Origin of the sequence: Dellaglioa kimchii, assembly GCF_046115505.1 — a bacterium.
Taxonomy (GTDB): Bacteria; Bacillota; Bacilli; order Lactobacillales; family Lactobacillaceae; genus Dellaglioa; species Dellaglioa kimchii.
Genome location: NZ_CP170736.1, coordinates 1,242,974 through 1,256,434 on the forward strand (window position 1 = coordinate 1,242,974; position 13,461 = coordinate 1,256,434).

Sequence of the window (13,461 nt, forward strand, 5' to 3'; positions counted from 1 at the left end):
GAATAACGATGAAAATGAATCAAAAAATTCGTTTTTTTAAATCTATTCAATTCAAAATAGCCCTCATTTTTGCGTTATTAATTTTAATAACGTTGGAAATTGTCGGGGCTTATTTTGTTAGGCAATTAGAACAGCAGAACTTAGATACCTTTAAGCAACAAGTCCAGCTACCTATATATGTTACTAATTCAATTACGAAGGATTTAGCAAAAACAGATACTGCTGCTGGTGATAGAGATATCAAAAAAATATTGGAAGATGTTAGTAATTCAAGCATCACAGAAATTCGAGTAATTGATAGTAAAGGTACAATTCGTGGGAGTAGTGATTTTAATAATCAAACAGTTGTGGGACAAAAAACGACAGATGCAACAATTAAGCAAGTGTTATATACACCTAAAACGTTTGAAAAAAAGATTTATGATGAATCTAGTGATAAGCGCTACTATGTATCAATAGTACCGTTAGTTAGTACGGCAGGAAATGTAACGACGACGGTTGGGTTTACATACGTTAAGGCCAATCTGGAAAGTTTATACTCAAATATTAACGATATCACGGTTATTTTCGTGACCGCGTCATTTTTTGCAGCTGTTTTAGTCCTTTTGATAACGATAGTTATTTCCCGGGCAATAACTCGTCCGATTGATGAGATGAAAAAGCAAACGATTCGAATTTCTCGCGGAGATTACTCCGGAAAAGTTCGCGTCTATTCTAATGATGAACTAGGACAATTAGCAGATGCGGTTAATAACTTATCTGTGCGCGTTGAAGAGGCACAAGAATCATCTGAAGCTGAACGTCGTCGTTTAGATAGTGTTCTATCACATATGACAGATGGTGTGGTTGCGACGGATCGTCGTGGAAATATTATTATTATGAACGAAGCGGCCTCTACTTTGTTAGACCAAAATGAAAATGACTCAATTGGAGTATCAATTTTGGATATTCTTGATTTACGTAGTCAGTATACTTTACGTGATTTGTTAGAAAATCAAGATGAAATTATGATTGATTTATCTGATGTAGAACATGAACAAATTTTGAATGCTTATTTTTCATTAATACAAAGAGAATCTGGCTTTATTAGTGGTCTTGTCTGTGTACTTCATGATGTTACAGAACAACAAAAGATAGAACGTGAGCGTGAAAGCTTTGTTTCTAATGTTTCTCATGAATTAAGAACGCCTTTGACGAGTATGAAGAGTTATATTGAGGCATTAAATGATGGTGCATGGAAAGATCCAGAAGTTGCGCCAGGTTTCTTAAAAGTTACACAGAATGAAACAGAACGTATGATGCGTATGATTAATGACTTACTTAATTTGTCACGAATGGATTCAGGAACATCTAAGTTAGAGCTTGAATTAGTTAACTTGAATGAATTATATAGTTATGTTCTGGATAGATTCGATATGATGATTAATACTGATGATGGATCAGGTAAAAAATATTCAATAAAACGTGATTTTACTAAACGTGATTTATGGGTTGAATTAGATACCGATAAAATTGTGCAAGTCATTGATAATATTATGAATAATGCCATTAAATATTCACCTGATGGTGGAGAAATAACTTGTCGTTTATTGGAGACACATAAGCACGTTATTTTGAGTATCTCTGATGAGGGCCTTGGTGTACCTAAAAAAGATTTAACGCATATTTTTGATCGCTTTTTCCGTGTGGATAAAGCTAGATCAAGAGCTCAAGGTGGAACTGGATTAGGCCTAGCTATCTCAAAAGAGGTTGTCGAAATGCATAAAGGTAAAATTTGGTTAGATAGCTCGGAAGGCAAGGGTTCAACATTCTATATTTCATTGCCTTATGAATCATATGAGGAGGACCTGTGGGATGAAATTGAATAGATTTATTTTACCAACAATATTATTTTTATTAATTATGACAAGTATCGGGTTATCATGGGTCATTTGGACAAATCCGACATGGAATGGTAAAAGTGAGTCAACGAAAGCCACGAATTCAACGCAGACAGAGTTAACAAAGAGTACTAAATTGAGTGAAGTGTACGCGCCAACGTCTGTTATTTATAATGATAACCAGCAACAAAATGTTTTATATAGTGAAAAAATTAATATCATTTCAAATATTCAAAGAAAGATACGTACATGGAAAGAAACGTCTATATCTGAAGTTTCGATTAAAAATAAAAATGATTATTTAACGTTTTTAAACGCAAAAAATCAATTGGTACTTAGTTACTCAGATGAAATTACGGTTGGGTTATTTAATCAAGTCTTCAATCAGCAAAATCAAAATTATAAAACACGACTTATTAATCGTGTGATTATTCCGCGTGATAATAAGAAAAGTATTTATCTGTTGAGTGACAAAGATAAAAAAATTTATGAGATTTCATTGAATGATGCCTATAACAAAGGTAAAACAATTGATGAAGTTGTACAAAATGAAACGTTATCGAAATTACCAGTTACATTTAAACTGCATAATAATGATATTTTTATGTACTATAATCAAGATTTTAATATAGCTCGTTTTAGGTATTTGGTGGATAAGCAAACAGCTAGCAAGTATGTTGCTAACCTATTAGGACAAAAAGATGGTTCATCGGTCAACATTAAAGAAAGTAAAAAAACAATAACTTACTATGATGGTTCTGATCGACAATTAACAGTCCAAAATGCGACAAATTTGGTTTCATTTGAAGATGATGAAAATTCAGATGCGAAACAAAAAACGAGTCGAGGCAATGCTTTAACTGAAAGTTATACGAGTATTAAAAATACAGGTATCGGATTAGATAATATTCACTTCTACCAATTTAATGGTAAGTCTATGACAACAACATTTAGAAGTTATATTGAAGGGTTTCCGATTTTTAATCAAACCAAACATGGTGTGATTGAAGTTGAGCGACTAGATAATGGTGGAAATAAAATTGATTTCTCATTATTAACGTTACAAATTGCTGTTCCATCTGGAAAAGCAGATGTTATGCTACCAAGTACAGAAGAAGTGTTAAGTAGCTTAGTTACGGCAGGGTATAAAGATGCGGATATTTCAGATATTCAATTAGGTTATCGTTGGGTATCAAGTTCTGATTCAGATTTGGTAGTCAACTTAGAACCCACTTGGTATATCCGATATCAAGATAAATGGAAAAGTTATACTGAATTACTACAAACAGATTAGGGAGGTGAATTAATTGGATTTTAGACGAATTCAAATTATTTTTATTATTGTTTTTCTTGGTTTAAATATCTTTTTATTCACCTCACTACGACAAAATCAACAAATTGAAATTTCAAGTCGAGCATCGCCTGGGACAACAAAAACTGGTACAACGCTTAAAGAAATGCGAGAAGATGATATTAAATATGGCAGTATCTCAAATAAAAAAGAGACTGGTGTATATATGTCTAATAAATCATCCGACGTATTGAAAAGCGATGCTAATCAGCTTCAATCACAAGTTACAACATATAAAGATAATCAATTATCTAGTGTTTTTGTGACACCAATCAATATCGCAGATAGTGAAAGTCCAAATAAAACAATTGATAAGACAATTATGAGTGATAAAACTTTAATTCTACATGGAGACGATTATCGCTATAACAGCAGTCTTTCAACAGAGACAAGTGTTGTGTATTCGCAGGTTGTTTACGATAAAATGGTTTACTCAAATGTTGGACTAATTAAATTTACTATTCAAAATAATAAGATTAGTGGCTATTCACAAACATATATGGCAAATACAGAAAAATTACGTGAAAATGAGTCAATTATTAGTCAACAACAAGCAATACTGATATTGTATCAATATAATCAATTTGCAAGTAAAAGTAAGGTTAAATGGTCTAAGTTAGGATATGCTGAGTTACTCAGTTTGGATAAAAAATATAGCGTCTATATTCCAGTTTGGATAGTAGCTGTTAAGAATCCAAGTAATGGTGTGACGCAGTATAAACAAGTTAATTCATTTTCAGGAGCGATTATGAAGGATAGCACTGATATTTTGAATTAAATGAAGATTAAAAGGATAGAGGCGCAGGCAAGTAATGGATGAAGGAACAGACGATATGAAGATTAGCGTTCTTGCAAGCGGTAGTGCGGGAAATGTCACGTATATTGAAACACCTAAGCACAAGGTCCTTGTAGATGCTGGTTTAAGTGGTAAAAAAATTGCGAGCCTAATGACAGATATTGGTCGAGATATTAACGATGTCGACACATTATTTGTGACACATGAACATACGGATCATGCAAAAGCTGCTGGTATTCTAGCACGTAAGTATGATATGAACGTCTATGCAAATGAGTTAACATGGGAGGCTATGGCTCATACGATTGGTAAAATTCCCGTTGAGAAGAAGCAAATTTTTGAGATGGGTAAAGTGATTACATTTGATGACTTAGATGTTGAGAGTTTTGGTGTCTCTCATGATGCAGCGGCACCGCAATTCTACCAATTTCATCATAACAATAAGTCATTTGTTATTCTAACGGATACAGGTTACGTCTCAGAGAACGTTCAAGGGACAATTTCTGATGCAGATGCCTACTTGTTTGAGTGTAATCATGATATTGAAATGTTACGTATGGGCGGCTATCCATGGTCATTAAAACAGCGTATTTTAGGTGATAAAGGTCATTTATCAAATGAAGATGGTGCTGATGCACTTATGAATGTTATGGGGAATCGGACAAAACGAATTTTTTTAGGCCATCTTAGTAAAGACAATAATATGAAAGAATTGGCCCATCTAACGGTTGAATCAACGATGAAAGAACATGATTTAGCAGTTGGTGGCGATTTTAATATTTTCGATACAGATCCGGAAAAGGCAACAAAATTGGTTGTTTTATAAGAACAATTTTTTCAAATTTTATTCATAAATAGTTCACAATTAACCGTTATTCTTAAAAGAGTAAAAGATTACGTTTAAGGGGGCAGCGACAAATGTGTCGCGTATATAAAAATGTCAGATGAAAATAGAACAGGCTTAGGTAAAACAGTTGTTACAGCGCTTATTGCAGGATTAGTTGGTGGCGGAATTGCATTTGGTGGATATACATTTTACCAAAATAATAATAGTGATAATGGTGCAGTTACAACATCCTCAAATAAATCAGGTACAACTAAGGTAACAAATGTAAGTGTTAAATCAAGTAACGAATCGTCAAAAGCATTTGCTAAAGTTAAAAATGCAGTTGTTTCAGTGATTTCATATACGAAATCAAGTGGTTCAAGTAACAGCTTAACGGATATGTTTGGTGCAGCAGGCGATTCCTCAGCGACAACAGAATCAGCATCAAGTGAAGGATCTGGTGTCATTTATAAAAAATCAGATGGTAGTGCTTATGTCGTAACTAATAATCATGTTATCTCTGGCGCAAGTAAAGTTGAAGTTTTATTGAGTAATGGTAAAAAATTAAGTGCCAAAATTGTTGGTAAAGATGCGATTACTGATTTAGCTGTTTTAAAAATATCAGCTAAAGATGTGACTCAAATTGCCACATTTGGTGATTCTGATAGTATCACTGTTGGTGAAACAGCGTTGGCTATCGGTTCTCCACTTGGATCTGATTATGCGACATCATTAACGCAAGGAATTATATCAGCTAAGAAACGTACAATTGATGTAACCAATGATTCGGGTGTTAAAACAGGCCAAGCAACAGTTATTCAAACTGATGCTGCAATTAATCCTGGAAACTCAGGTGGGGCTTTAATTAATACTTCTGGTCAAGTTATCGGTATTAATTCGATGAAACTAGCAAGTACAGCAACAGGATCTACTAGTTCTAGTGCATCATCAACTTCTGTCGAAGGAATGGGATTTGCTATTCCAAGTAATGAGGTTGTATCAATCATTAATCAATTAGTTGATAATGGAAAAGTTAAACGTCCTGCAATAGGAATTTCATTAATTGATTTAGATTACGTCTCAGCAAGTGATCAAAAGAGTGTCTTAAAATTACCAACAAGTGTTTCTTCAGGGATTGTTGCTGTTAAAATAAATAGTGATTCACCTGCTAAAAATGCTGGTATTGGTAAATATGATGTTATCGTTAAGCTAGGTGGTAAGAAAGTTACCGATATCTCAAGCTTACGAGAAGTTTTATATGAACACAAAATTGGTGATACAGTGGCTGTTGAATTCTATCACGATGGTAAGTTGAAACAGGCTAACATCAAATTAACCTTAGAAGCAACAGATGCAAATACGGGAACAAGTTCAACAAGTAAATCAGCATCATCAGCTCAATAAATAAATATGAAATAATCGTAAATAACTTAATTTACGATTATTTTTTTATTTTAAATAGATATTGTGTATAACTAAGTGGATAGATATTAAGGAGGGTGTGAGTAACGGATGGAAAAGGCAGTATAAAGGGACTTGTTAAATAAAATAGTTATGCACAATTAATTGGATAGGCTGTGACTAACTTTTATTTATTTGATAATTAAAATAAAAAAAGACTGTTATACCAATGTGTAAAGCGTATAATTAAGAAATGATAAATAACACAAAATCTGTGCATAACTAATATTGTGTTGACAAATGGCCTACAAATAAATGTAGTGCCGAACACATATTCCCCGCAATATGTTGTGGTCGGAATTGTGGATATGTGCGTAACTTTGTGTATAACTTGTGAAAAAGGTGGAAATTATGAACATTAAGATTATTGGTGTAGGTAAATTAAAAGAAAAATATCTCAAACAAGGAATTGAAGAGTATGCAAAACGGTTAAGTAAGTTTTGTAAATTTGAAATTATTGAAGTAAATGATGAAAAGGCACCAGAAAAATTAAGTTCAGCAGAAATGATTGATGTTAAAGGTAAAGAAGGCGAACGTATCCTTAGTAAGATTAAAGACAAAGAGTATGTTTATGCTTTAGCCATTTTAGGTAAGGAACGTACGTCGGAAGATTTTGCTAAAGAGATTGCTGATCTTGGAACATATGGACATTCTGACATAACATTCGTTATTGGGGGGTCATTAGGGCTAAGTGAGGACGTTTTAAGACGTGCCGACACACAAATCTCGTTTGGTAAATTTACCTTACCGCATCAATTGATGCGGATGATTTTGACTGAACAAGTTTACCGTGGATTTATGATTAATGCAGGGAGTCCTTATCATAAATAAGGACCTTTCAATACTTTAAGTAACGTAATTTTAGGATATCAGTAGATTTTCATATTTTCCCTTGACCTAGAGCTTGCTTAAAGGTGGATGATAAAAATAAGTACTTTTAAATTTAGTCGTATAAGAGGGAGAATTGATGAATAAAAAGAATTTAATCATCGTGACTATTGCATTGTTGTTATCTAACGCAATGGCAGGTCTTGATGGGACGATTATTAATACTGCATTACCTTCAATCGTTAGTGATTTGCATGGTATCCAATATATGGGATGGATTGTTGCAGTTTTCTTGTTGGGGATGGCAGTTGCCACACCTCTTTGGAGTAAATTAGGCGAACGAATTGGTAATCGTGGCGCGTATCAGTTAGCAACTTTTTTATTTGCAATTGGTGCGGTTTTTCAAGCAACATCAAGTAATATTGTCTTTTTCTTAGTTGCTAGAGTCGTTATGGGTATTGGTGCAGGTGGGATGAATACAATTCCGTTTATTATTTATGCTGATATTTATAAAAATATTAAGAAACGATCACAAGTTATTGGTTATGCAACAGCGAGTTATAGTATTGCATCAATCATTGGTCCTTTAGTTGGTGGCTGGATTGTTGATACGTTTAGTTGGCATTGGGTTTTTTATATCAATGTACCAATAGCATTAATATCGATTATTTCAATCCAATTTTTCTTCAAAGAGGAAGTTAAAAAACGTCAAAAGGGGAATATTGATTACTTGGGTGCTGGAATGATGATTGTCAGTTTAGTGACCTTATTAACAGGTATTCAAATGATTGGTGTTGGGTCAATTAATTTAGTCGTTGGGTTAATTATTGCTGGAATTATCTTGCTCGGTATTTTGTATAGAGTTGAGGATAGGGCCGTTGATCCGATTATTCCCAATCGATTATTTAAAAATAAGAAACTGATTGTTGATTTTATCATATTTGCCTTTTTATGGGGAGCATTTATCTCATTTAACATCTATATTCCAATGTGGGCACAAGGAATACTTGGAATGAGTGCATTGATTGGTGGGGCAACGCAAATTCCTGGTGCGATGACTAATTTATTTGGTTCGTTGTCCGGTCCATCAATGATTCCTCGATTGGGGAAGTACCGGATTATTACAATTGGAACTATTAGTTTTATTATTTCGTTTGCTGGGATGTTAGTTGTAGGTGTGACAGTCCCATTCTGGTATTTATTACTAATGGGTGCTTTTGAAGGGTTCGGTTTAGGAATGTGTTTTAATGTCTTACAACTGAGTGTACAAGAGGATGCGGAGGGTCGAGATGTCCCAATCGCAACTTCATTTGCCTACTTGTTACGTATTTTAAGCCAAACATTTATGTCATCAATTTATGGGGTTATCCTTAATAGTGCGTTGTTAAAAGGCGTTAATCAGTCTCATGGTAAAATTACGATGGAGATGTTAAACAAGTTAAGTGATTCGAAGCGTGTTTCCAGTCTTCCTGAAAAGTTATTACCAGCAATGCGACAGATTATGTATGAAGGGTTGCATAATATTATGGTAATCGCGACAATATTATTGATTATCGTATTACTATTTAATTTATGGATTCAAGCCCAATCTAGAAAACAACTAAGCTAAAAAAGTAAACTCTCTGAAAGCACGGACTATGTACTAAGCCATATCGAGTTGACTGATGAAATTATATAAAATTTAATGGGGTAGATTGATTTATCTGCTTGTAAAGTTATTAATAGATTACCAGCGCAAATTCCTTGAGTAATGTCAATTTATCAAATGCAGTGTATTTAACTCTAGGCAAAAAAATCCCGCCGTGATTGTCGAATGAAATTATATATTTCATCTGACAATTATGGCGGGATTTTTACAAAAAGGCAGATACCTTTTTAAATCGTATTTTTTATAGATAGTAAGCTAGGTCACTTGCTGGAGTCGGATAAGCTAAGATAAGTTTAGTAACATCTGTTTTTGGTGTTTTGTTAGCAATTAATGGTGTTAGATAATTGATAAGTTCTTCCGCAATTGTGGTGTATGCGACAGCACCAACAAGTAAGTTGGATGATTTATCAAAGATAGTTGTCACAGATGCTTCAGATTCTTTAATTCGATTAAAGGAATACCAGTTAGTTGTCTCTTGTACTCTAATGTCATAATGTTCAGGTTCATTTTTAGCTTGTTCAATCGTAATGCCAACTTGAGATAGTTGTGGACTGGCGTAGACAGTCATTGGAATTGGTGGGTAAGTAATTGGACTATTCGATTTTTTAAGTAGTTGGTCTGCAACGTAATGACCTTCAAATGTTGAAACAGGTGTTAACTTAGGTTGTTTACGTGAAACAATATCTCCAATGGCATAAATTCGGTCATTTTTCGTTTTTAAGTGAGAATCCACAATGATACCATGTGAATCTGATTCAGCACCTGCAATCGGTAGGTTTAATGTATTAACGTTAGGTTGACGGCCCATAGCTGAAATTGCTAAATCGACAGTTAAAGATAATCCCTTATCGTCTAACATCTGGAAGCCTAAAGGACCTTCTGTTATTTCTGTAATATTAGTGTCAAAGTGAAAATGGACACCATTAGTTTTCAAATTCTCAATGAGACGGGTTGTATATTCAATTGGAAAACCACGTAATATTTGACTATTATGTTGAATAATATGAACTTCTGAGCCAGCGATAGCAGCTATATTAGCAAGCTCAATTGAAATATAGCCAGCGCCAATAAAGGCTATTTTATCTGGTAATTCTTCAAGTGATAAAAAATCGGTACTTGTTTTTAATAAATGACTGCCTGGAATATCAGGGACTACAGGTGATTGACCGGCCGCAATTACAAAATTATCGGCAGTGTAAGTTTCAGTATTAACGTTAATTTCTGACTTTGAAATAAACTTAGCAGATCCGTGAACAGTTTTAATATTTGCTGCAGATAAACCTGCTAGGGTGTTGGCTGGAACTTTATCCGTATAAGCTGATTTAAAAGCCATCAATTTAGGCCAATCAATGATAGAACTGCCAGTTAGTCCGAAGCCTTGCATTGCTTCTTGGCGTTGTTTAGTTTCAACAGCAGAATAAAGCATTTTTTTTGGGTCACAACCTCGATTAGGACAAGTACCACCCCAAAGATCATTTTCAATGATGAGAACAGATTGCTTTTTACTTAAATCAAAAGCAGTAGAAAGGCCACCAGGTCCAGCGCCAATAATAATTGTATCGTAGTGTGATTGATTCATATTAATATCCCCCATAATAAATATTTAATAATTATACTGATACTAGCATAAAATTGAGAATTAATTAAAAATAATCGCTTAAAAATGTTTCATGTGAAACATTTTTAAAAGGAAAGCATAATTCTTAATTTTTAAAAATAGTGACAGACAAAAAAATCTAGCGTTAGAATATTTTATTTGATTATTAAAATCACAGAGGTTATAGTTTAAAAAGGGCGTTAAGGCAATGTGTGTAAAGGATTTTAGCTATTTATTTAACTATAATTATTTGGGGGTCATTATATGACAGCAACAGTATTAAACGATATTACGAAGGTACTCATTTACACGATTGTATCGTATCCAATTGTTGGAGGTCTAGCCTTTATTGTATCCAGCCTTTATTATAGAATATTTATGGAGAAGAAGGAGCTCCCTAAATATTTAGAGAAGGGGGAACCATTCATTTCTATTTTTGTACCTGCTCATAATGAGGAACAATCAATAGAAGCTACAATTAGACATCTAGAGACTAAGTTAAATTATCCTCTAGATAAATATGAAGTTATTGTAATTAATGATGGTTCAACGGATAAAACTGGTGAGATTTTGGAGACGCTACAAGAGGAGTTTAAATCACGTTTAAGAACGATCACAATTATTAATAATCGTGGAAAAGCAGCTGGATTCAATATTGCCTTGGCATTTGCTAAAGGCGAATTTATTTTATCCAATGATGCTGATTCGAAACCAGAAGTTGATGCCTTATGGAAATATATGTCATATTTTGAAAGAAAAGGTGGCAAGAATTTAGGCGCTGTCACTGGGAATATGTTACCAATTAATAAAACAACAATTGTAGCAGAAGCACAACAGAATGAATTGAATTCAATTATTGGTTTAATTAAGAGATCGCAATTATCTTATGGCGGTTTATTTGCTTTCTCAGGTGCAAATACAATGTATCGAAAAGCAGCCGTTTTAGATGTTGGTGGTTGGGAAGCTGAACAGCCAACGGAAGATATCGCAATTGCCTGGGACATGCAGGCATTAGGTTGGGTGGCTTATTTTGCGCCGCATATTCGTTTTTTTATGGATGTACCTGAAAAGCTAGGTGAACTAATTAAACAAAGACACAGATGGTCATCTGGTGGCGTTTATGTACTTCTAACGAAGACGTTACGCGTTCTACGTCATCCGATTAAACAATTTTCAAGTGTGCCTATTATTATTGATTATGGATTAAGTGTTATTTGGTCAGTCTTTTATTGGTTAAGTATGATTGCATTTCTAGCAATCCAAATTATCTGTATTGTAAATGGAGATTGGTTACAGTTGAGCAATAACTTAGCGCTTGCCTGCATATTTATTTCAATAGAGGTCATTATTGGTTTGATTCAGTTAATCATGGCGTCATTTTTCAATGATAGTGGTAAATCTCTAAAATACGTTATTTTTGCGCCGTGGTATATCCTCATTTACTGGATGGTAAATACGTATACAATGGTAGCTGAGTTAATTCCGACAGTGCGTAAAATTATTACGGGTGAAGATGGTGGCGTATGGCATTCACCTGAACGTTCGGATAGTATTACAACGGATTTAGGAGGCGACGATGATGACAAAAAATAAGCCTGACTATATTGTGAACGAAGTAGATGAAGACGCATTGACGATTGATTGGTTTTTTGGTCAAAAAAATGTAGGTCTCAAACTAAGACAATTAGTATTAATAACAATTGGCTGGATTGCGTGCTTAGTACCAATCAGTATCACGGTTATCTTGATTTTATTTAAAGATAAGGCAATCCCAATTGACCAAACACTATTTACTGAGCTTTTTGATACGATTATAAATACATTCCTACAATACTATTTGTTTTTTATTGCGTTCTTTTTAATTTTGCATATTTATAATTTAATTCTTTCGAATAATCGTCTAAAAAATGATATAGAAAGTTATGATTCAAAATTATTAAAGAAACACACTGACTTAGCTGAAGAAATGTACTATTCAAAATATGGGCCACGAGATCATAGAGAGGGTCAAAATAAAATTATCATACAAGATTATGCCGATATTGGGACATTTGAATTAAGGCAACAATTTGATTACTTTGGAGATGAGGATGAAGATGATTTCTAAAGAGGATAAAAGATTATTAGATGAAATGGTTGTACGAGAAAGAAATATGAAGAAAAGACGTGATATTTCGGGCTTAATGTTACATAAATTAAGATTATTTAAGCGAAGATTGGTTGCGTTTTTAACGGTTTTATCGACCGGAATCCTATTAGGACTTTATATGACATTTGAGCCATTCAAAATGTTATCAGTTGTTAGTATTATAGAAGTTAATGTACTGGTAGCGGCAATTTTATTTCTATTTACCTCATACTTTTGGCAAATAATGCTCAAACACTGGCCGCTAAAACATTTAATTAGTTGGTATAAAATTAAATTGAGGGTAACATATGCGGGCCCACTGCTTGCTTCCAAAAGATGGTTGCAGTTTTATTATAAAGATCGGGATATTTCACCGTATATCCCACAAATATTGTATTACTTACAAAATGAGTCTAAGTTAAAAACAGTCGATGAAGTATTAGCGTTTATTGATGAAGGGACACCTTCAGATGTAGAAGAACATAACGTACTAGATAAATTTCGACGATTTATTGGTGAAACAAATCAAATGGTCCTTAGTACTGCTTCTGCAGATGGGATGCCAGCCAGTCGTCAAATGCGATTTATTGTCTCACCTGATAAATCAAATGTTTGGTATTTTGGTTCAGCTCCGGAAACGCCTAAAATTGCTGAATTGGATTTAGGTAAAGCGGCTATTAATACAATTCCAACGAGTACAGGGATGACTATTGCTAGTAATAGGTTAAGTGTTAAGAGGTCAAAATATAAATTAGAAGATCTAGCAGAGTTGTATCGGGCACAAGTGCCAGGCTTTATGGACGGATTGTTAGAAGAAGATATAGAAAATGAGATTATTTATGAAATAGTGATCAAAAGTGCTCGATTAGATACTTGGACACAGCATGATCAAGTGAAATTTTAAAGGTATTATTAGCAATATTCATTGCTGATAATACCTTTTTTT

11 protein-coding genes are annotated in these 13,461 nt (G+C 33.8%); 10 read left to right on the forward strand and 1 reads right to left on the reverse strand.

The genetic code is table 11. The features are described 5' to 3' along the window. Nucleotides 1-14 precede the first annotated feature (14 nt). From walK to ACE83Q_RS06190, 7 genes are all read left to right on the forward strand, one after another. Entirely contained in the window at nucleotides 15-1,868 is a 1,854-nt protein-coding gene (gene walK / locus ACE83Q_RS06160) for a cell wall metabolism sensor histidine kinase WalK (RefSeq protein WP_409022829.1), read from the forward strand. Further along, a complete protein-coding gene (locus tag ACE83Q_RS06165) occupies nucleotides 1,855-3,174 on the forward strand; it encodes a YycH family regulatory protein (protein WP_409021861.1) in 1,320 nt (439 codons plus the stop codon). Before walK ends, ACE83Q_RS06165 begins: the two co-directional genes overlap by 14 nt. A 13-nt stretch (nucleotides 3,175-3,187) precedes the next feature. Next, nucleotides 3,188-4,009, forward strand: a complete 822-nt coding sequence (yycI, locus tag ACE83Q_RS06170) for a two-component system regulatory protein YycI (RefSeq protein ID WP_409021862.1) — start codon at nucleotides 3,188-3,190, stop codon at nucleotides 4,007-4,009. A 34-nt stretch (nucleotides 4,010-4,043) separates the two neighbouring features. Next, a complete protein-coding gene (locus ACE83Q_RS06175; protein ID WP_409021863.1) occupies nucleotides 4,044-4,853 on the forward strand; it encodes an MBL fold metallo-hydrolase in 810 nt (269 codons plus the stop codon). Between the two features lie 111 nt (nucleotides 4,854-4,964). Continuing rightward, nucleotides 4,965-6,257, forward strand: coding sequence for a S1C family serine protease (locus tag ACE83Q_RS06180; RefSeq protein ID WP_409021864.1), 1,293 nt, complete (start codon nucleotides 4,965-4,967; stop codon nucleotides 6,255-6,257). Nucleotides 6,258-6,665: 408 nt separating this feature from the next. Next, nucleotides 6,666-7,145, forward strand: coding sequence for a 23S rRNA (pseudouridine(1915)-N(3))-methyltransferase RlmH (rlmH, locus tag ACE83Q_RS06185; protein WP_409021865.1), 480 nt, complete (start codon nucleotides 6,666-6,668; stop codon nucleotides 7,143-7,145). 136 nt (nucleotides 7,146-7,281) lie between these two features. Further along, entirely contained in the window at nucleotides 7,282-8,751 is a 1,470-nt protein-coding gene (locus tag ACE83Q_RS06190; RefSeq protein ID WP_409021866.1) for an MFS transporter, read from the forward strand. A gap of 280 nt (nucleotides 8,752-9,031) precedes the next feature. Here the strand turns inward: ACE83Q_RS06190 and ACE83Q_RS06195 are convergent, their stop codons facing one another. After that, a complete protein-coding gene (locus ACE83Q_RS06195) occupies nucleotides 9,032-10,369 on the reverse strand; it encodes a dihydrolipoyl dehydrogenase family protein (RefSeq protein ID WP_409021867.1) in 1,338 nt (445 codons plus the stop codon). Between the two features lie 282 nt (nucleotides 10,370-10,651). Between ACE83Q_RS06195 and ACE83Q_RS06200 the strand changes: the two genes are divergently transcribed. From ACE83Q_RS06200 to ACE83Q_RS06210, 3 genes are read left to right on the forward strand one after another with little or no spacing between them, the layout of a single operon-like run. Then, nucleotides 10,652-11,980 (forward strand): glycosyltransferase, encoded by a 1,329-nt coding sequence (locus ACE83Q_RS06200; protein WP_409021868.1) that lies wholly within the window; start codon nucleotides 10,652-10,654, stop codon nucleotides 11,978-11,980. Then, nucleotides 11,967-12,494, forward strand: coding sequence for a hypothetical protein (locus ACE83Q_RS06205; RefSeq protein WP_409021869.1), 528 nt, complete (start codon nucleotides 11,967-11,969; stop codon nucleotides 12,492-12,494). The genes ACE83Q_RS06200 and ACE83Q_RS06205 overlap by 14 nt, the downstream gene beginning before the upstream one ends. After that, on the forward strand, nucleotides 12,484-13,419 hold the full coding sequence (locus tag ACE83Q_RS06210) for a pyridoxamine 5'-phosphate oxidase family protein (RefSeq protein WP_409021870.1): 936 nt from the start codon (nucleotides 12,484-12,486) through the stop codon (nucleotides 13,417-13,419). Before ACE83Q_RS06205 ends, ACE83Q_RS06210 begins: the two co-directional genes overlap by 11 nt. The last annotated feature ends 42 nt before the right edge of the window (nucleotides 13,420-13,461 follow it).